Genomic DNA, 19,976 nt, shown 5'->3' with positions numbered 1-19,976 from the left:
AAAACGGGGAAGGGGGAATGAAAATGAAGCAAAAACAAAGTATTTGGAGAAGTTTTCTGCGGCGTCCGGAGTGTCTGGCTCTGGCAGCGTTACTTGGCCTTCTGCTGTTTAACCTGTTCTTTACGAAAGGATTTTTCAGTATCCAGATCCGGGACGGGCATCTCTATGGATCTCTGATCGATATTGTAAAGAGGGGCGCTCCGCTTATGATCACCGTTATGGGGCTTACGATGGTGATCGCTACAGGCGGGACTGATATTTCTGTGGGGTCCATCGCGGCGATCACAGGCGTCTTCACAGCTTCGCTGATCGGCGGTGATTTTGCTTTTGAGGCGGGGGCGGTGAGTGGTTCCAGAATCCCGCTGGGGGCAGCCATTGCAGCAGGACTTCTGGTGGCTGCGATGATCGGCCTGTGGAATGGCTTTTTGGTGGAACGGATCGGGATACCGCCATTGATCGCCACGCTGATGATGCAGGTGGCTGGACGCGGGATCGCAGAATTGATCGCAAGCGGGAAGATCCTTACGATCTACTACAAGCCATTTTATTATATTGGTTCCGGGTGGCTGCTTGGGCTTCCGGCTTCTATATTTTTGGTGGCGGTCCTTGGGGGCCTTGTATGGCTGCTCCTTAGGAAGACCGCATATGGGATGTATCTGACTGCGATCGGTCTGAACAAAACAGCGTCTGCATTTTCCGGGATCAAAACGCGGATGGTGGTGTGGAGTGCGTTTGTGTTCAGCGCGGTGATGGCGGGTATCGCAGGCATTGTCACATCATCTGAGATACGGGCGGCTGATCCGGTCAATTTGGGCCTGTACCTGGAACTGGACGCGATCCTGGCCTGTAATCTGGGCGGTAATTCCATGAAGGGAGGCAGATGCAATCTGGCAGGAAGTATTATTGGCGCGATTCTGGTTCAGACACTGACTACGACGATTTATTCAAAAGGGGTACCGTCCGAGACGATTCTGGTTTATAAGGCTCTTGTGGTGATCTTGGTGGGGCTGATCCAGGTGACGGACTGGAGCCTGGTTTTAAAACGGGGGAGGGATAAGCGTGAAGCTGTTTAAGACATTACGGAAATATAGTATTAACACGGAACATATTACGCTGTGGGCTGCTGTGATCGTCTTTGCTGCATTTTTCACATTTGGAAGCCTCCGCTATAAAAACTTTTTTGCGGTCCAGACCATCTGCAATATTCTGATGGATAACAGCCATCTGCTGATCGTAGCCCTCGGAGAAACTCTGGTGCTGGTCTCTGGCGGGATCGATCTTTCCGTTGGCGCGCTGATCGCTTTTAATTTCACGGCGTCTGCATACATGCTGACAGTGATGAACCTTCCTCTGACGGTGGTGGTAGCTGTGGTCCTGCTGGTGGGGACGCTGGTCGGGTTCCTGAATGGGTATCTGATCTCGTACAAAGGATTTCAGCCGTTTATCGCTACGCTGGCAACCCAGTTTCTTGCCAGAGGGGCTTGTTATATGATCAGCACAGGCACGATCGTGATCAGCCATCCGTCTGTCCTTAAGCTTTCTGTTTTTAAACTGAGGCTGCCGGGCGGATATATTACCTTTGGCGTCCTGGTGTCGCTGGTGATGCTGGTCCTGTTTTATATCCTTACGAAAAAGACAAGATTTGGACGGAACGTCTATGCGATCGGGGGAAATGAGGTTTCAGCTAAAATGCTGGGAATTCCCGTGAAACGGACCAGGATGTATGTGTATGCCGTGTCAGGCTTTACAACCTCTGTGGCAAGCCTGGTATTTGCAGTGTATATCCTGTCATCCTATGGGCTGCACGCGCAGTCGCTGCATCTGGATGCGGTCTCTGCGGCAGTGATCGGCGGGACATTGACCACGGGAGGTGTGGGAAGTGTGATCGGTACATTGTTTGGGGTGCTGACTACCGGGATCATCCAGACGATCATCACATTCCAGGGGACATTGACCTCTGGATGGTCGAAGATCACAATTGCAGTGCTGCTGCTGTCGTTTATCTTACTGCAGCGTTTCATTATCTGGCAGAGAAAACGGAACCGGAAGATGAAACCGGTAAAGCTGCTCCAGGGCGGAAACCTGATGGAAGAGAAGGGAGAATTATAGAGAGATGAAAGCATTGGTTTTTGAGGGGACAGACCGGGTGGTTTATCGGGAGGTTCCCATGATTGAACCGCGGGAGGGATGGACGCTGATTCAGGTAGCCTATGCCGGGATCTGCGGGAGTGACGTGACAATTTTAAAGGGCAGGCATCCCAGGGCAAAAGCGCCTCTGATCATGGGACATGAATTTTCTGGTTATATTGCATCGGAGAATCCAAAATATGCCAGGGGGACACTGGTGACGGCATTTCCCTATTTATCCTGCGGTGTCTGTGAGCGGTGCAGGAATGGGCAGTTTCATGTCTGTGAGTCTTTGAAGCTGATCGGGATTGATTTAGACGGCGGGATGGCAGAATATGTGCAGGTACCGGATGAGATGATCTGTCCGGTTCCTGAGGGAGTGGACACTCAGATGGCGGCATTTATCGAGCCGGTGGGCATTTCTGTCCATGCGGCGCGGAAAGGGGGATACCGGCCGGGGGACCGGGTGCTGATGTTTGGAGCCGGAGGGATTGGGCTTTCTACGGCGATCACTCTGCGCAGCTTCGGTGCGGAGAAGCTGATGATCTGTGAGCCCAATCTACTGCGCCGGGTTATGGCGGAGGAGCTTGGATTTGAAGTGCTTGACCCGGAGCAGGATATTGTAGAGCAGGTTTACAGCAGAACAGACGGAATGGGGGCCGACTATGTGTATGACTGCGCGGGAGTACAGCCGGTGGCCGATCTTTTGCCGGATGTGGTAAAGATCAATGGAAGGATCGTTGTGGTGGCAGGGTACAAGGTACCTCCCGTTATTAATTTCCAGAAGGGTATGTTCCGGGAGTTTGATATCCAGTTTGTCCGCAACTGCACCCGACAGGATTTTGAGATCGCTACGGATCTCGTAGGGAGGGGACTTGGATATGAAAAGCTGCTCAATTATACGTTGCCTCTCAGCCGTGGAGAAGAGGGGTTTGCACCTCCGCCGTCCGCCTGCAAGGTGATGTTTCAGGTCCTGTGATGCATCCATAACCACTGGCATTTTCCTCACGTTCATGCTAAAATAGAAGAACAAAGATAAAAACACAACGCAGGAGTATTTCACAGGAATACTTCTTGCAGAGCTGGTAGGTAGTCCAGCCGCATTCTTTTGCATCGCCAGTCCATCAGGATTGAGCGCTGCCGGAATGTAAGTAACCCTCCTCCTTGGTCGTCCGTTCTTTGTGCATTACATTCTTAAGGAGGAATTGTTATGGACAAAGTATCGGAGACATTGAACGTAGTTTTTGAGGACCCATTCTGGATCGGCGTGTTTGAGCGTGTGGCAGATGGGAAGCTGACGGCCTGCAAGGTTACTTTTGGTGCGGAGCCGAAGGATTATGAGGTGTATGACTTTATTCGGAAACACTATGTTCATCTGCGGTTCAGTCCGGCTGTGGAGGCGGCTGTAAAGGCGGCAGGACGAAGTCCCAAGCGGATGCAGCGTGAGGTGCACCGGCAGGTACAGGATACCGGTATCGGCACCAGGTCGCAGCAGGCGTTAAAGCTGATGCAGGAGCAGGCAAAGACAGAGCGCAGGACTCTCAGCCGTGAGAGGCGGGAGGAAGAAAAGCAGCGCCGGTTTGAGCTGAAGCAGCAGAAAAAGAAAGAAAAGCATCGGGGCAGGTAATCCTGCCCCGAACTTTATCTGCGCAGAAAGAGCGGAGTGCAGGACAGGAGGAATAAGATATGACCATAGCTGAAGTGAGTAAAAAATATGATATGACTGCGGATACCCTGCGATATTATGAACGGATTGGGCTGATCCCCCGCGTGCCGCGAAACAGGAGCGGCATCCGGGATTATGATGAGGCATCCTGCATGTGGATCGAACTGATGAAATGCATGCGTGCGGCGGGCGTACAGATCGAAGCCCTGATCGAATATGTAGCCCTTTTCCAAAAGGGGGATGAGACGCTGGATGCCCGCAAAGCGCTGCTGGTGGAGCAGCGGGAGCGGCTTTTGGCACGCATGGAGGACATGCAGCGGTCTCTGGAGCGGCTCAATGATAAGATTGAGCGGTATGATCAGGATCTTGCGGCGAAGGAGCAGCAGCTTCAGCGGGAGTTCCATATCACTCCTGAAAAACGCGCCTGTAATGATGCCTGAAATAAGCAAGCCCGAGGATGTCCGCCAGGATCCAGCCGATGGGGACGGACCACCAGATGCCTGCCACGCCGAAAAGCGGTATGGAGGACAGGGTATAGGCCAGCAGCACGCGGGTACCCAGGGAAACAACCGTGAGGATGACCGACATCCCTGGTTTTCCCAGCGCCCGGTAAAGTCCGTACAGTAAAAAGAGACAGCCGATGCCGCAGTAGAACGCCCCTTCAATATGCAGATAGCGGATGCCTTCTGCCAGGATGGCAGTCTCCCTTTCGTTGACAAAAAGAAGCATCAGCGGGCGGGCAAAGATCCAGATGACCGCAGAGATAAAAAGGCAGAAGACGACGGAGGTCAGGACGGCGCCTTTGAATCCCGCGCGGATCCGTTCTTTTTGGCCTGCGCCGTAGTTCTGTGCGATAAAGGCAGAAAAGGCATTGCCGAAATCCTGCACCGGCATATAGGCAAAGGAATCGATCTTCACAGCGGCGGCGAAAGCGGCCATGACGGTGGTTCCAAAGCTGTTGACCAGTCCCTGCACCATCAGGATGCCCAGATTCATGACAGACTGCTGGACGCAGGTCAATACAGAAAAAGCGGCGATCTCTTTTAGGCCGGAGCGGGTGATCCGGCAGTGTTTTTTCTGGATGCGTAGCTCCGGGCATTTTGCCCAGACATACAGGGCGATCCCGATACCAGAGACATACTGGGCGATCACCGTGGCTTCCGCAGCGCCTGCAACGCCGCGTTTGAGCGACAGCACAAACCAGAGGTCCAGCGCAATATTCAGCGCGGCCGATACCGCTAAAAATAAGAGCGGGATGATGGAATTGCCCAGGGCGCGCAGGAGACAGGCAAAGTAGTTGTACAGAAAAACCGCGGTGATGCCGCAGAAGATCACCACAAGGTACTGCCGCATCATGCCCAGTAAGGATTCCGGGACATTTAAGAAGACCAGGATCTTATCCATGGATAAAAAGACCAGGATATTGAGCAGGATGTTTATGGCGGCGATCAGTAAGAAGGACGTGAAGATACTGTTCTTCAGCCCGTCAAAATCTTTCCGTCCAAAGTGGATGGAAAAGACAGCGCTGCTGCCCATGCTAAGTCCCAGCAGGATGGAAGTCAGAAATGTCATGAGCGCAAACGCGGAGCCAACTGCCGCCAGTGCATCCGGTCCAAGAAAACGGCCCACGATCAGTGTGTCGGCCACATTGTAGCATTGCTGTAAAAGATTTCCCAGGATCATGGGCACGGCAAAAAGCAGCATGGTCTTCATCACCGGTCCCTGTGTTAAATCTCCTTTCATTATCCCCACATACCTTTCTTAACGTAATAATAAACTTTCGTTTTGTAAGTATTATAAGGGTTAGAAAAATATATGTCAATTAATAGATTGCATTTTGTACAGCAGACGGATTGCATTTTATATGTGGCGCATATATAATAAAGCCATGTACAGTCTGCCGGGGCTGCGTGATCCCGCCCTGTCAGCGTACTAAAAAATAAAAGTGAAGACGGGGTGAGTTTATGTTTTTGGATGGTTTGGATGAGCTGGACCAGAAGATTGTCCAGTTGTTGATAGAGAATGCGCGCATGTCTTATTCAGAGATCGGGCAGCAGGTGGGGATCTCCCGCGTGGCGGTCAAGACGCGGATCTTATCCCTGGAAAAGCGCGGTGTGATCGAGGAATACACCGCCATCATCAATCCTCAGAAGATGAACGGTGCTGTGTCCTGCTATTTTGAGATTGAGACAAGCCCGGAAACCTTTGCACAGGTGACGGAGATCCTGAGCAGCCATGAGACCATCACCCAGATTTACCGCGTAACCGGCAGGAACAAACTGCATGTCCATGCGGTCGCGGCATCCGGGGAGGAGATGGAGCGCCTGATGGCGGAGGTGATAGATCCGCTTCCGGGCGTCATCAGCAGCAGCTGCAATATGATATTATCCCGTATCAAGGACATCAAAGGACTGCGCCTGTAACGGGACCCGGTGTCAGATCTTGAAGAGCATTTTCCGCAGTGGTATCCCGGCAAACACCGCAAGGATCGTAAGAATAATGTCCTTGGGGATGAATGCGACCATTGCATAGGTAAATACAGCGCCCACAGACATGTCGCCGGACAAGGCGGCCCACTGCAGGCAGCCTATGGTTTCGGCTATGGCAAGGCCAAGAAGGGCAAATGCTACGGTAAGCAGGGTGTTCAGCCTAGGATTGCCGGTTTTGGGACGGATGCCGCTTAGGGCAGCCATGATCGGCCAGGACCAGATGTAGCCGCCGGTCAGTCCCACCAGGGAACCCATGCCGCCGCGGAAATTGGCAAATACCGGGAGGCCTACCGCTCCGATCAGGACATAGGTGACGGCAGCCAGCAGCCCCAGACGCCAGCCAAGGGCAACGCCGATCAGGGCAACGCCGAACACCTGGACGGTGATTGGCATGCCGGTAGGCATGGGAAGGGATATCTGGGAGATCGCCGCCAGCAGTGCGGCAAACATTCCCCCTAAAACCAGCTCCTTCGTGGTAAAACCGCGCCGGGCGCCGGAGGTGCATTTCGATGAATCCGCATAGGTTGTACTCATAGTAATATCTCCTTTTATGTAATGACTTGCTTACTGTATGTTTAAACATAAAAAAGGTATACCATAAGCAAAACGAATTGTCAACCACTTTGATAACAATGGTTAACAATTCGTTTTTTGATTTATTTCTGTTGACTTTTATTGCGGATCAGAAGCCTGAGCGGTCAATCCTTATCCCGGATCTCGCTGTGCAGGGCCTGCAGGGAGTGGACGTCGCCCTGACCGTGCTCCTTGATGTAGCGGATGCCCTTAGCGGTGGCGTTTGCCGCGGCAATGGTGGTCATGTAGGGGATCTTCCCTTTGATGGCGGCTTTTCTTAAGTAGCTGTCATCGTGGAAGCTGTCTTTGCCGATCGGAGAGTTGACGATCAGCTGGATCTGCCCGTTGGTGATCATATCCAGGACATTGGGGCGTCCTTCATAGAGCTTTTTCACACGCTCTGCAGGGATGCCGGCCTGGGAGATCAGCTCGTAGGTGTTGCCGGTGGCCACGATCTTGAAGCCGTCCTCATGGAAGCTTCTGGCAACTTCAACGACCTCAGCCTTATCCTTGCGGTTCACGGAGATCAGCACAGTGCCTTCCAGAGGAAGCTTGGTCTGGGTAGCCTCCTGCGCGCGGTAAAATGCTTCGCCGTAGGAGCGGGAAAGTCCCAGCACCTCGCCGGTAGAACGCATTTCCGGCCCAAGGATCGGGTCTACCTCCTGGAACATATTGAACGGGAATACGGCCTCCTTCACTCCAAAATATGGAATGTCCTGCTCCTTTAAGGTGGGAACCGGGGAGGGACGTCCGGTCAGCTCTGAAGTGATGATATCGGTAGCTAACGGTACCATCCGGATGTTGCAGACCTTGGATACCAGCGGAACCGTGCGGGATGCGCGCGGATTGGCTTCCAGCACGTAGACCTTGCCGTTCTCGATGGCGTACTGCATGTTCATCAGTCCCTTGACATGCATCTCCTCCGCGATCTTGCGGGTGTATTCCTTGATGGTCGCCACATTTTCCTCAGAAATGTGGACGGACGGGATGATGCATGCGGAGTCGCCGGAGTGAACGCCGGCAAGCTCGATGTGCTCCATAACTGCAGGAACAAAAGCGTGCTCCCCGTCGCTGATAGCGTCAGCCTCACACTCCATGGCGTGGTTTAAGAACCGGTCGATCAGGATGGGGCGGTCCGGAGTGACACCGACAGCCGCATTCATGTAGCTGACCATGCTCTCATCGTCATAGACCACCTCCATGCCGCGTCCGCCCAGCACGTAAGAAGGACGTACCATGACCGGATAACCGATCTTTCCGGCGATCGCCAGGGCTTCGTCTACGGTGGTAGCCATACCAGATTCCGGCATGGGGATCTCTAACTTCTCCATCATGGCGCGGAACAGGTCGCGGTCCTCCGCCAGGTCGATGACGGAAGGAGCTGTGCCAAGGATCCGGACGCCGTTTTTCTCTAAGTCGGCAGCCAGGTTTAACGGGGTCTGTCCGCCGAACTGTGCGATCACGCCTACCGGCTTCTCTTTCTTATAAATGCTTAAAACATCCTCCAGGGTCAGAGGTTCAAAATACAGCTTGTCGGAGGTATCGTAGTCCGTGGAAACCGTCTCCGGATTGCAGTTGACGATGATCGTCTCAAAGCCCAGCTTTTTCAGTGCAAGAGAAGCATGGACGCAGCAGTAGTCAAACTCGATGCCCTGGCCGATCCGGTTCGGACCGCCGCCCAGGATCATGACCTTGGGTCTGTCTGTCCCGATCGGATTTTTGTCGGCAGCGTTGTAGGTGGAGTAATAATAAGCGCTGTTTTCGGTGCCGCTTACGTGCACGCCCTCCCAGGCTTCCTCCACACCCAGCTCGATCCGGCGGCCGCGGACAGCGCTCTCATCAATGCCGAGGATCTGGCTCAAATATTTGTCGGAGAAGCCGTTCTTTTTTGCGCTTGCCAGCATCTCATCAGAGGGCAGGCTGCCGCGGCAGGAGGCCAGCGCTTCTTCCTCGTCAACCAGCTCCTTCATCTGCTCGATGAACCAGGCCTTTACTCTGGTGATCTCGTGGATCTCCTCAACGGTAGCGCCTTTGCGCAGCGCCTCGTACATAATGAAATGACGCTCGCTGGACGGAGCAGACAGCATCTTTAAGAGCTGCTCTTTGGAGCGGCTGTCAAAATCCCGGGCATGGCCCAGACCGTAACGTCCGGTCTCCAGGCTGCGGATCGCCTTCTGGAATGCCTCCTTGTAGGTCTTACCAATACTCATGACTTCACCGACTGCGCGCATCTGCGTGCCGAGCTTGTCCTCCACGCCTTTAAACTTCTCAAATGCCCAGCGCGCGAACTTGATCACAACGTAGTCGCCGTCCGGCACGTATTTGTCCAGGGTGCCGTATTTGCCGCAGGGGATATCCTTTAAGGTCAGTCCGGTTGCCAGCATGGCAGATACCAGTGCGATGGGGAAGCCGGTGGCCTTGGATGCAAGCGCGGAAGACCGGGAAGTACGCGGGTTGATCTCGATCACGATGATCCTGTCGGAAACCGGATCATGTGCAAACTGCACATTGGTACCGCCGATGACCTGTACGGACTCCACGATCTTGTAAGCCTGTTCCTGGAGACGCTTCTGACATTCCTCAGAAATGGTCAGCATCGGTGCGGAACAGAAGGAATCTCCGGTATGTACGCCCAGCGGGTCGATATTTTCGATAAAGCATACGGTGATCATGTTGCCCTCTGCGTCGCGGACTACTTCCAGCTCCAGCTCTTCCCATCCCAGGATGGATTCCTCCACCAGCACCTGTCCAACCAGGCTGGCCTGCAGGCCTCTGGAGCAGACGGTCTTTAATTCTTCGCGGTTGTAGACCAGACCGCCGCCTGCGCCGCCCATGGTGTAGGCCGGGCGAAGCACAACCGGGTAGCCGAGCTCGTCGGCAATCTTTAAGGCTTCCTCCACGCTGTAGGCAACCTCACTGCGCGCCATCTCGATCCCAAGCTCGTTCATGGCCTTTTTAAACTCGATGCGGTCCTCGCCCCGTTCGATGGCGTCAACCTGGACACCGATAACCTTGACGTTATATTTGTCCAGGATACCGGCCTTACTGAGTTCCGAGCAAAGGTTTAAGCCGGACTGACCGCCCAGGTTGGGCAGCAGGGCATCCGGTCTCTCCTTGGCGATGATCTGTTCCAGCCGTTCCACGTTCAGTGGTTCAATGTAAGTGACATCTGCTGTCTCCGGATCGGTCATAATGGTAGCGGGGTTGGAATTGACCAACACGATCTCGTAGCCCAGATTCCTAAGCGCTTTACACGCCTGAGTCCCGGAATAGTCAAACTCGCATGCCTGTCCGATAATGATCGGGCCGGATCCGATAATAAGTACTTTGTGAATATCAGTTCTCTGTGGCATAAATTACATCCTCCTTGTTTTCTTATACTTATTATAATAGAAAATTGAAAAACCGCAAGGATATTTGAGAATGACTTTTTATGCATAATATGGTATACTATGAACACTTAGCGAGGCAGGGCCGAGCTTAGTGAGAATGCATGCCTGGACACTTAATGAAGGCGAGCCGGAGGCGAAGGCTGAATTTAGTGACCATGGCATAATTAAACATTATTAGTAATATGAGAATAATACGCAAGGAGAGACAGTGACAATGGAAAAAAAGAAAAAGGGGTTTCAGATGCCGCACACGTATATTATCATATTTGGTGTGATCCTGTTTGCGGCGGTGCTGACCATGTTCATTCCGCTGGGGAGGTTTGAGACAAAGGAAATCACATACACCATAAATGGTGCGGAAAAGACCAGAACCGTTCTGGACCCGGACAGCTTTGAGTACGTCCTGGACGAGAACGGGAACAGGATTACAAAGGTTGCCCCGCTGTTCGGAACAGAGGATTTCGGCGGACAGGGTATCTTAAACTATGTATTTGAGGGCATGACTGTGGGGGATAAAAATGGTACCGCAGTCGGTATTATTGCATTTATCCTGGTAGTGGGCGGCGCTTTCGGTATCGTGCTGAGGACCGGGGCGGTGGAGAGTGGGATCATGCGGGTCATCGCCATGACGAACGGCAGGGAGATCCTGCTGATCCCGATCCTGATCACACTGTTTTCCCTGGGCGGAGCCGTGTTTGGCATGGGAGAGGAGGCCATCCCGTTCGTGATGATCCTGGTTCCCATGTTCATTGCCATGGGTTATGACGCGGTAGTCGGGATCATGTGCACCTACGTGGCGACGCAGATCGGATTCGGTTCTTCCTGGCAGAATCCCTTTGGGCTGGCGGTGGCTCAGGGTGTTGCAGGGATCCCGGTCATGTCCGGCGCATGGTTCCGTATCCCACTTTGGATCTTCTTCACGGCTTTGGCCTGTGTATTTACCATGCGTTATGCCGTCAAGGTGAAGAAAAACCCGCAGAGTTCGGTAGCATATGAGTCTGATACAGAGTACCGCGAGGAGTTTGCTAAGAAAGGCAATGAGATGCCGCCGTTTACCCTGGGCCACAAGCTGGTGCTCCTGACCATTGCAGGCTGCATGGCATGGACGATCTGGGGCGTTATATCGGAAGGGTACTATATCCCGGAGATCGCATCCCAGTTCTTTGTGATGGGTCTGGTGTCCGGTATCATCGGCGTTGTGTTCCACTTAAACGATATGAAGCTGAATGACATTCCACGCTCCTTTGACCGCGGAGCCGCGGATCTGTTGGGCGCAGCCATGTGTGTCGGTATGGCGCAGGGGATCATCATCATCCTGGGCGGTACCAGCGCCACGGATGGTACGGTACTGAATACGATCCTGTATAATATCAGCAACGGTATGAAGAACTTCCCACCGGTCATTTCCGCGTGGTGCATGTATGTATTCCAGTCCATATTCAATTTCTTCGTAGTATCCGGTTCTGGACAGGCAGCGCTCACCATGCCGATCATGGCGCCCCTTGCAGACCTGGTAGGCGTGCAGCGTCAGGTGGCGGTGCTGGCTTACCAGCTGGGCGACGCGTTTACCAACTTCATCGTGCCGACCAGCGGATGCCTTCTGGGTGCGCTGGCTGCTGCAAAGCTGGAGTGGGGCCAGTGGGCAAAGTTCCAGATCAAGTTCCAGGCAGTGCTGTTTGTGTTTGCTTCGATGGCAGTCGTGCTGGGCGTGGCGATCGGATTGTCATAAATCCGTGAAGGTCCTGTTTGACAGATAAACATAGGAAAGAGGATGTCTCTTGAGCTGTTTTCAGCTTTGGAGATGTCCTCTTTTGACATTATAAGGAAAATAATGCCGAAAGAAGTGATTTTATAGGGGATCTTTGGTAAAATTAAAAAAAGTCCAATGATAGGAGCAGCAGATATGGGATTGTTTGATAAAATGAAAGAACCGGTTTTTTTAAAAGAGAGCAGTGATGCGCAGAGACAACTGGAAGTGTTAAGAGCATTGGAATCTAAGCTGACGCAGGAGGGCAGGGAGAAACTGCGTCAGGATATCAGATATCTGGAATATGGAATCCAGGGAGAGAATCAAATTGCTTTTGAGTTAAAGAACAGCCATATGCCAATGTATATCCTTCATGATATCTATTTAGAGGATGGTGAACTGAGTGCGCAGATTGATTATCTTGTGTTTACCAAAAAGCTCTGTTTTGTAATTGAGTGTAAAAATTTGTATGGAAATATCGAAATCAATAATAATGGTGATTTTATCCGCACGATGGAGTTTAACGGAAGAAAGAAAAAAGAAGGGATATATTCTCCGATCACGCAGAATGAACGGCATTTGGAGTTAATGAAAAAAATGAAAACAGAGACAAGAACGAATCTATTTTCAAAATTTATGACATCCAGATATTTTGATGATTTTTACAGAACGGTTGTTGTGTTGTCAAATTCCAAAACAGTCCTCAATGCCAAATACGCAAAAAAGGATATAAAGCAAAAGGTGATTCGTGCTGACCAGTTGGTGTCCTTTATAAAAGAGCAGTACAAGCTGTCAAAGGAAGTAGAAAATTCCGATGCAGACATGAAAACATGGGCAGAGTCCTATCTGAAACTGCATAAAGCAGTGGAGAAAGACTATACGAAAAAGTATGAACCGTATGTGATCCAGAACACTGCGGCAGAGATGGATGGTCCAGTTTTAGAGCCGCCTGCAGGCAGTGCCGAAGAGACTTCCATGATGGAGGAGAAAACGATTGAGGGAACAAGACTTTATCAGGAACTAAAAGCTTACAGGCTTCGCAAGAGCAGAGAAGAGAAAATAAAACCTTATTATATTTATAATGACAGTCAGCTGAAAGATCTGATCATGAAGATGCCGGTGGATAAGCAGGCACTGCAAAAGGTGTCTGGATTTGGGCCGGTAAAGGCTGAGAAGTATGGGGATGATATTTTAAAAATCATTGCAGAGTGCAGGGAAAGATAAAGAAAGCGAAATGCGATAAAGTGCTGACAAATACAAAAGATCTATTCTGTTAAGAGCGCTGTATTAGCTATTGGAGGATAAAATGATTATTAATAAGTTTATTGAAATTTTTATAAACAATATTGATGTGAAAGATATTATATCTGGTAGTGTAGTTACATTTATGTATCCAGCAGTTAATACCCTATTTAGATGGTTAAAATCATCAGGTCTTATGGCAGAAAAAAAGCATAGTTATAAAGATTTAGTGTATGTTTTATATCTCGTTTTTAACTATTTTGTTTTTTCAATATGGGCGTACAGTATTTATATAATGTGTGCAGACATAAGAGTAATTATTACATATAAAACTATTATTTTGTTCACAATAATTACTGTTGTTTACATAATTGTTTTGTTTTTAATAATTAAATTATATTTTAGAGAAAGAGATAACATAACAATATGTTTACTTTTGTTGCCGTTTGTTGCGGCAACATTAATATATTTACATGTAGTATATAACAATATAGTTTTGCTTTCCATTTCCGGGATATTATTGGTTTTTGCCGAGATAGCAGGTATGTCTCATTTTCAAAAATTTGTTATAGAATATATACATAAGTATGCTGACATAAAATTAATAAATGGGGAAAGTATTTATACTGAGAGCAGAACAATGCATTTTTATAACTTGAAGAATATAATTAAAATAGATTGTAGTGATTTCTATATGGTGATTCCGTATAGCCAAGTCGTGAAAATTCAATATTCTGGTGAAAGGGATCGAGTAAAGGAGGACGATATAGTAAAAATTATAATTGGAAAAATTGTATCATGGTTGAAACAACATAAAAAGAATTTAAAGTAATAGCTGTGGGATTGCTTATAAATTATAGTGTGATCGAAGAGGTGTTGATTGTTTGGTTATAAAAACTAACAGGGGATCACCTGTCAGTCCCCAGGCAGATCCCCTGTTGCATGTTATTCCTATGATTATTTAACCAGCTTATACTCCACGCTGACGGATGCCTCCACGCTGACCTGTCCCGGCATAACTGCCATGTCGGCGGCGGCAGCAGTCTCTACTGCTTTATTGGCAGAACCTGCGCTCCGGTAGGAGGAGTAGCGTATGTCGGGGTTATATCCGCTCTCCACGACGCGGACAACTCCGTCGATGGACATCCCGCTGGCTTCCGCGATCGCCTCAGCTTTTGCCTGGGCCACTGCCATGGCTGCTTTTAAAGCTTCCTGATAGCTGGCGTCATAGTTGCTGGAGAAATAGCTGACGGAATCGATGCTGTTGACTCCGGCGGCTACGGATTGGGACATAATGGCGCCTGCATTATCGATCGGGATATCGGAGACCGTGATCGTGGTGGTCATCTCATAACCGGTGATCTCCTGGTTGCCGGAATTCCAGTTGCGGATCGGGCTTAAGCCGTAGGAGGAGGTCTGGATGGAAGTCTCCTCGACACCGAGTCCCTTCAAGGTTTCAATGGCAGAATCTAAGTCCTTTCCATTCTTCTCCTGACAGGCGGCAGCAGTGTCTTCCCGCGTGTATACAGAATAGATGATCTGTGCCATATCCGGCACTACCTTTACTTCCTCACGTCCGGCTACGGTGATCACATGATCCTCGCTGTTGACGTTTTCAACTTTTATCGTGCCTGGGATCTGGGTTGCCCCATTGCATCCACTTAAACTTAATGCAGATAATGCCACAGCTGCGGTAAGCCCGGCGGTATAAATGGTTTTTTTCATATTTTGCTTCATAATTATTCTCCCTTTCTTCTTCTTGCTTTGATATCATATTATCAGAAAATACAGAAATTGGTATTTCTTTTCTCTTAATATTCAGGGTCCGATTTATTACAAAAACCAGGACACTGTTAATAAATCTTAACTTGTTCTTCTGCTAAAAACATTTTATAATGAAGTCTTATTTATTATGTTTTCCAGTCTGGATTTGTGGGTTCCGGACTGTGGGGAAAGGGGTTTATTATGGAGTTGATGATCATTGTTGTGCAGGAGCAGGATTATGAGAGTCTGGCCAGAATCCTTGTGAAGAATAAAATACTGGCGACCAAATTTGTCACAGAAGGATTATATCTGAATAAGAGGAATGTCACGCTGATGATCTGTATTGAGAAGGAGCGGGAAGAAGAGATCCTGGAATATATCAGGCAGAGCTGCACAGAGCGTTACGAAGAACGCCAGGTGTGGGAATATAATGGGAAGATCATGACAGATGTGGTCAGGAATGTTAAAATAGGCGGCGCCACCATATTTATTTCGGATGTGGACCGCGTATTGAAATATTAATAACGGATACATAACAGAAACCGATAACAAAAACAGCAGCCTTCCGGTAAAAGAATCAACTGCAAATCTTTTATGGATATGATATAATAGGAATCCATGAGAGCAGTGAGCAGTGCAAAAGGGCGGAGGCAGATTTTTATTGTGCCTGCACAAATAATCTGCACCGCCCTTTTTGTGCAGCCAAACCAAAGAAAAGGGGATAGAACATGAACGAGTTGACCCAGTTGAAACAAAAAGTACTCTATACCGCGAAACAGGCGTATGAAGAAAAACTGATGGCGGGTACCAGTGGGAACATGAGCGTCTATGAACCGGAACAGAAACGGATCGTCATCACGCCCAGTTCCTATGACTACCGCATCATGGAGGAACAGGATATCGTGGTGATCGGCCTGGATGGAACCGTGATTGAAGGATGTCACAAGCCGTCTTCAGAGTGGAAGATGCATGCAGAGATCTACAGGCACCTTCCGCATGTGAAGGCCGTCGTGCATACCCATTCCCCCTACGCGACCAGTTTCGCGGTGAACCACCAGGAGATCCCGGTGATCCTGATCGAGATGATCCCGTTTCTCAAGGGCAGCCTGGAGGTCAGCGATTATGCAGAACAGGGCAGCGCGCAGGTGGGCTTAAATGCGGTTCCGATCCTGGCCCGTAAAAACGCCTGTCTGATGGCGAATCACGGTGTGGTAGCTGTGGGAGCCACCATAGAGGAGGCGTATATCAACAGTGTTTATGTGGAGGATACCGCCAAGATCTATCACATGGCACTTTGTACAGGACGTCCGGTGAGAATCTCCGGCTATGAAGAATAGCGAAGCAGGATAGAAAGATAGAACCAGGAGATAAACGAGCAGTCAATAGATGGTAGACATAGACAAATAGACATAGACAGAGAGGATGGATGAAGCCGATGCGCGGAATATATTTTGACGGAGAGCGGGCCGTCTACAGAGCGGACCTGCCCATGCCGGAACCGACAGATACTCAGAGCCTGATACGCATTCTCTGCGCAGGGGTCTGCAATACGGACCGTGAGATCTTAAAAGGCTACAGGCCTGATTTCAAGGGCGTTATGGGGCATGAATTTGTGGGTGTTGTAGAAAAGTCAAGTGAACCGGAGTGGATCGGGAAATATGTGGTGGGGGAGCTGAACGCAGGCTGCGGACACTGTATCTACTGCCGGACCGGACGGGAGAAACACTGTATAGAACGGAAGGTCATTGGCATGGAGGGAAAGGACGGATGCTTCGGTGAATATATGACGCTGGAAACTCATCTGCTCCATGAAGTGCCGGAGGGTTTGTCACCCCGGACCGCGCTTCTGACAGAGCCGCTGGCGGCTGCAATCCAGATCCCGAAGCAGGTGCACATCGACCCTGGGACCAGCGTGGCGGTCATCGGAGATGGGCGGCTGGCCTATCAGACCGCCAGTGTGCTGTATTTATATGGAGTGGATTTAACCGTGTATGGAAAGCATGAAGAAAAGCTGGAACAATTTGCGGGTCTTGGAAGGACGGCTGTTGTGAGCGGGAAGGATTTTCCCGATACCTATGAGATCGTGGTTGAGGCTACCGGTTCCCCGTCCGGGCTGGAGCTGGCGTCAAAGCTCGTGCGCAAGCAGGGGACCATTGTCTTGAAAAGCACCTATGCCGGAAAGGTCTCTGTGGATATGAGTTATTTTGTGGTCAATGAGATCACGATCGTGGGGAGCCGCTGCGGCCCCTTTGAACCGGCTTTACGGCTGCTCAAAAACGGATTGGTAAAGCTGCCGGATGTAGAATTTTATGACCTGAAAGATTTTGAGGCCGCCTTTGCATCACGGGCCTTCAAAGCCGGATTTGATATCGGCGGGGATTGATCGGACAAAATCAGTTAAAAAGCTGAAGAAAAACTTTTCCAGATATTTACAGGATATTACATAACAGGAGGAGCATCACTCTATGAACAACGAACAGAACAATCTCAGACAGATCGAACAGGTGACGATGATCGACAATGTAAAGCTCAGTGACGACAGATCATCCGTCATCATCATCGACCAGACTAAGCTGCCCAATATTACTGAGTATCTGACCCTGCAGACCCCTAAGGATCTGTATGACGCGATTTTTGAACTGAAGGTACGGGGGGCTCCGGCGATCGGGATCTGTGCAGGCTTTGGCATCTATGTTCTGGCCCGCACGATCGGAGCGGAGGACTACGATACATTTTACAACAGATTTGCAGAATATAAAGAGTACCTGAATTCTTCCCGTCCGACAGCAGTCAACTTGAGCTGGGCGCTGAACCGGATGGAGAAGGTGGTGACCGGGCATCGGGATCTGCCGGTAAAAGCAATCTTAAACCTGTTGGAAAAGGAATGCATTGAGATCCAGGAGGAAGACCGCCGGATGTGCCGTGCGATATCGGAATATGGCCTCTCTCTGATCAAAGACGGGGACGGGATCCTGACTCACTGCAATGCCGGTCCGCTGGCGACCTCTCACTATGGGACGGCGCTGGGGCCTTTGTTCCTGGGAAAAGAGCGGGGCATGGAATTTAAAGTGTTTGCGGATGAGACCAGGCCGCTTTTACAGGGAGCCAGGCTGACCTCCTATGAGCTTTGCAAAGCGGGGATCGACGTGACCCTGATCTGTGACAACATGGCGAGCCTGGTGATGAAAAACGGCTGGGTACAGGCCTGCTTTGTGGGCTGCGACCGGGTGGCTGCCAACGGCGATGCGGCCAACAAGATCGGCACCAGCGGCGTAGCCATCCTGGCAAAGCATTACGGGATCCCGTTCTACGTGCTGGGGCCAAGCTCTACCATCGATTTAAGCTGCAGGACAGGGGAGGACATCACCATTGAGCTGCGTGATCCCGATGAGATCCGGAAAAAGTTTTATGAGCAGCCCATGGCTCTTCCGGAGGTGAAATGCTACAATCCTGCTTTTGACGTGACGGACCACACTCTGATCAGCGGGATCATCACGGAAAAGGGGATCTGCCGCGCGCCGTACACAGAGAGCCTTGCAAAAATATTTGAGGAATCATAATGCTATAAAGCGGCAAAAATGAACATATAGGGCAATGAGTGTGGAAATAGAACGGAAAAAATAAGAATTGGTTGTAATTCCCGTCATTTTGTAGTAAAAATATAAGTGTGGCATGTAAAAAAGATGCTATTTCTAAACAAAGGAGAGGACAGATTATGAAAAAAATACTGAGTGTATTACTGAGCACAGCTATGGTCGGCGCACTGCTGACAGGATGCGGCGGAAGCAGTGCTTCCGAGACCACGAAGGCCGCGGAGCCGGCTGCTGAGGCGACAACCGCGGAGGCGGCAGGTCCGTCTGCAGACGCGTCAGACGGAGAGCCGGCAGCCAGTGCGATGAAGATCGCCATTGTCAGCAGCCCGTCCGGAGTGGACGACGGTTCCTTTAACCAGGACAACTACAACGGTATCCTGGCATTTATCGCCAATAACCCGGAAGCAGATGTTACCCCGGTCCGCGAGGAGACAGGCGATACCGCGGCGGCGATCCAGGCAGTGGCGGACATCGTGGCAGATTATGACGTGATCGTATGCTGTGGCTTCCAGTTTGCAGGCATCGGCAGCATCGCGGTGGACAACCCGGATGTGAAGTTCATCCTGGTGGATTCCAATCCGGCAGACGCAGAGGGCAGCGAAGTGACCTGTGACAATATTTACGCTATGACCTTCAAGGAGCAGGAGAGCGGTTTCTTTGCAGGTATGGCGGCAGCTTTGGAGTCTCAGTCCAAGAAGGTTGCAGTGGTAAACGGTATCGCTTACCCGTCCAATGTAAACTACCAGTATGGTTTTGAGTCCGGTGTGAACTATGCAAACGCAAAATTCGATACCGGTGTGGAGATCGTGGAGATCGCTTCCTACGCAGGCACCGACGTGACCAATGCCAATGTAGGCGGCAACTATGTGGGCAGCTTTGCTGACGAGGCAACCGGCAAGGTTGTGGGCAAGGCGCTGATCGACCAGGGCTGTGACGTGATCTTCGTAGCGGCCGGCGGTTCCGGCAACGGCGTGTTCACCGCAGCAAAAGAGGCAGCCGGCGTCAAGGTGATCGGCTGTGACGTAGACCAGTACGACGACGGCGCTAACGGTTCTGACAACATCATCATGACCTCCGGCTTAAAGATTATGGGCATGAACGTTGAGAAGCAGCTGAACGCCATCAAGGACGGCACCTTCAAGGGCGAGAATGTTCTGCTGGGCGCAGACACCGATTCCACCGGTTTCGTAAAGGCGGAAGGCAGACACCAGATGTCCGCGGATACCGTGGCGAAGCTGGACGAAGCTTACGCGCTGGTGAAGGACGGCACGATCGTTCCGGCGGCGAATTTCAACGACATCCAGCCGGATGATTTTCCGGGCCTGAAATAAGTGAAAGGATCAACCAGGATCAGGACAGCATGAGCGATTATGATTCCGGCTT

At 50.6% G+C, this 19,976-nt stretch carries 18 protein-coding genes; 14 read left to right on the top strand and 4 right to left on the bottom strand.

Annotated elements, in window-relative coordinates:
- Window positions 1-23 precede the first annotated feature (23 nt).
- The 5 genes from AB1I67_RS17685 to AB1I67_RS17665 all read left to right on the top strand — a co-directional run bounded on the left by AB1I67_RS17685 (window position 24) and on the right by AB1I67_RS17665 (window position 4,233).
- Window positions 24-1,073: an ABC transporter permease gene (locus tag AB1I67_RS17685; RefSeq protein ID WP_367031322.1), complete on the top strand. Its 1,050-nt coding sequence runs from the start codon at window positions 24-26 to the stop codon at window positions 1,071-1,073.
- Window positions 1,060-2,109 (top strand): sugar ABC transporter permease YjfF, encoded by a 1,050-nt coding sequence (locus AB1I67_RS17680; protein WP_367031321.1) that lies wholly within the window; start codon window positions 1,060-1,062, stop codon window positions 2,107-2,109. The genes AB1I67_RS17685 and AB1I67_RS17680 overlap by 14 nt, the downstream gene beginning before the upstream one ends.
- A gap of 4 nt (window positions 2,110-2,113) precedes the next feature.
- Complete coding sequence (locus tag AB1I67_RS17675; RefSeq protein WP_367031319.1) at window positions 2,114-3,106, top strand: alcohol dehydrogenase catalytic domain-containing protein; 993 nt, start codon at window positions 2,114-2,116, stop codon at window positions 3,104-3,106.
- Window positions 3,107-3,337: 231 nt separating this feature from the next.
- Window positions 3,338-3,754 carry a YjdF family protein gene (locus AB1I67_RS17670; protein ID WP_367031317.1) on the top strand — a complete coding sequence of 139 codons (417 nt, stop codon included), beginning with the start codon at window positions 3,338-3,340 and terminating at the stop codon, window positions 3,752-3,754.
- A 59-nt stretch (window positions 3,755-3,813) separates the two neighbouring features.
- Window positions 3,814-4,233 (top strand): MerR family transcriptional regulator, encoded by a 420-nt coding sequence (locus tag AB1I67_RS17665; protein ID WP_367031315.1) that lies wholly within the window; start codon window positions 3,814-3,816, stop codon window positions 4,231-4,233.
- Here the strand turns inward: AB1I67_RS17665 and AB1I67_RS17660 are convergent.
- A complete protein-coding gene (locus AB1I67_RS17660; protein ID WP_367031313.1) occupies window positions 4,199-5,536 on the bottom strand; it encodes an MATE family efflux transporter in 1,338 nt (445 codons plus the stop codon). The two genes, AB1I67_RS17665 and AB1I67_RS17660, sit on opposite strands and share 35 nt — an antisense overlap.
- A gap of 221 nt (window positions 5,537-5,757) precedes the next feature.
- On the opposite strand from AB1I67_RS17660, the gene AB1I67_RS17655 reads away from it, so the two are divergent.
- Window positions 5,758-6,216 carry an Lrp/AsnC family transcriptional regulator gene (locus AB1I67_RS17655; RefSeq protein WP_367031312.1) on the top strand — a complete coding sequence of 153 codons (459 nt, stop codon included), beginning with the start codon at window positions 5,758-5,760 and terminating at the stop codon, window positions 6,214-6,216.
- A 12-nt stretch (window positions 6,217-6,228) separates the two neighbouring features.
- Here AB1I67_RS17655 and AB1I67_RS17650 read toward each other — a convergent pair whose 3' ends face one another.
- Complete coding sequence (locus AB1I67_RS17650; RefSeq protein WP_367031311.1) at window positions 6,229-6,816, bottom strand: biotin transporter BioY; 588 nt, start codon at window positions 6,814-6,816, stop codon at window positions 6,229-6,231.
- A gap of 164 nt (window positions 6,817-6,980) precedes the next feature.
- Window positions 6,981-10,208: a carbamoyl-phosphate synthase large subunit gene (gene carB, locus AB1I67_RS17645; protein WP_367031310.1), complete on the bottom strand. Its 3,228-nt coding sequence runs from the start codon at window positions 10,206-10,208 to the stop codon at window positions 6,981-6,983.
- Between the two features lie 253 nt (window positions 10,209-10,461).
- Here carB and yfcC point away from each other — a divergent pair, with 253 nt between their 5' ends.
- The 3 genes from yfcC to AB1I67_RS17630 all read left to right on the top strand — a co-directional run bounded on the left by yfcC (window position 10,462) and on the right by AB1I67_RS17630 (window position 14,068).
- Window positions 10,462-11,976, top strand: a complete 1,515-nt coding sequence (yfcC, locus tag AB1I67_RS17640; protein WP_367031308.1) for a putative basic amino acid antiporter YfcC — start codon at window positions 10,462-10,464, stop codon at window positions 11,974-11,976.
- 174 nt (window positions 11,977-12,150) lie between these two features.
- Entirely contained in the window at window positions 12,151-13,218 is a 1,068-nt protein-coding gene (locus AB1I67_RS17635; RefSeq protein ID WP_367031306.1) for an HRDC domain-containing protein, read from the top strand.
- Between the two features lie 82 nt (window positions 13,219-13,300).
- Window positions 13,301-14,068 carry a hypothetical protein gene (locus AB1I67_RS17630; protein ID WP_367031305.1) on the top strand — a complete coding sequence of 256 codons (768 nt, stop codon included), beginning with the start codon at window positions 13,301-13,303 and terminating at the stop codon, window positions 14,066-14,068.
- Window positions 14,069-14,193: 125 nt separating this feature from the next.
- Here AB1I67_RS17630 and AB1I67_RS17625 read toward each other — a convergent pair whose 3' ends face one another.
- Window positions 14,194-14,973 (bottom strand): SIMPL domain-containing protein, encoded by a 780-nt coding sequence (locus AB1I67_RS17625; protein ID WP_367031303.1) that lies wholly within the window; start codon window positions 14,971-14,973, stop codon window positions 14,194-14,196.
- Window positions 14,974-15,201: 228 nt separating this feature from the next.
- Between AB1I67_RS17625 and AB1I67_RS17620 the strand changes: the two genes are divergently transcribed.
- The 5 genes from AB1I67_RS17620 (at window position 15,202) to AB1I67_RS17600 (ending at window position 19,924) form a co-directional block, all read left to right on the top strand.
- Window positions 15,202-15,522, top strand: a complete 321-nt coding sequence (locus AB1I67_RS17620) for a cyclic-di-AMP receptor (RefSeq protein WP_367031301.1) — start codon at window positions 15,202-15,204, stop codon at window positions 15,520-15,522.
- A 206-nt stretch (window positions 15,523-15,728) separates the two neighbouring features.
- A complete protein-coding gene (locus tag AB1I67_RS17615) occupies window positions 15,729-16,337 on the top strand; it encodes a class II aldolase/adducin family protein (protein WP_367031299.1) in 609 nt (202 codons plus the stop codon).
- Between the two features lie 89 nt (window positions 16,338-16,426).
- A complete protein-coding gene (locus AB1I67_RS17610) occupies window positions 16,427-17,383 on the top strand; it encodes an alcohol dehydrogenase catalytic domain-containing protein (protein ID WP_367031297.1) in 957 nt (318 codons plus the stop codon).
- Between the two features lie 82 nt (window positions 17,384-17,465).
- Window positions 17,466-18,560, top strand: coding sequence for an S-methyl-5-thioribose-1-phosphate isomerase (gene mtnA, locus AB1I67_RS17605; protein WP_367031296.1), 1,095 nt, complete (start codon window positions 17,466-17,468; stop codon window positions 18,558-18,560).
- A gap of 155 nt (window positions 18,561-18,715) precedes the next feature.
- Complete coding sequence (locus tag AB1I67_RS17600) at window positions 18,716-19,924, top strand: BMP family ABC transporter substrate-binding protein (RefSeq protein ID WP_367031295.1); 1,209 nt, start codon at window positions 18,716-18,718, stop codon at window positions 19,922-19,924.
- Window positions 19,925-19,976 lie beyond the last annotated feature (52 nt).

It is taken from the genome of Clostridium sp. AN503, assembly GCF_040719375.1.
In the GTDB taxonomy this organism is placed as follows: domain Bacteria; phylum Bacillota; class Clostridia; order Lachnospirales; family Lachnospiraceae; genus Brotaphodocola.
This window is presented reverse-complemented; position numbering and strand designations above follow the sequence as displayed.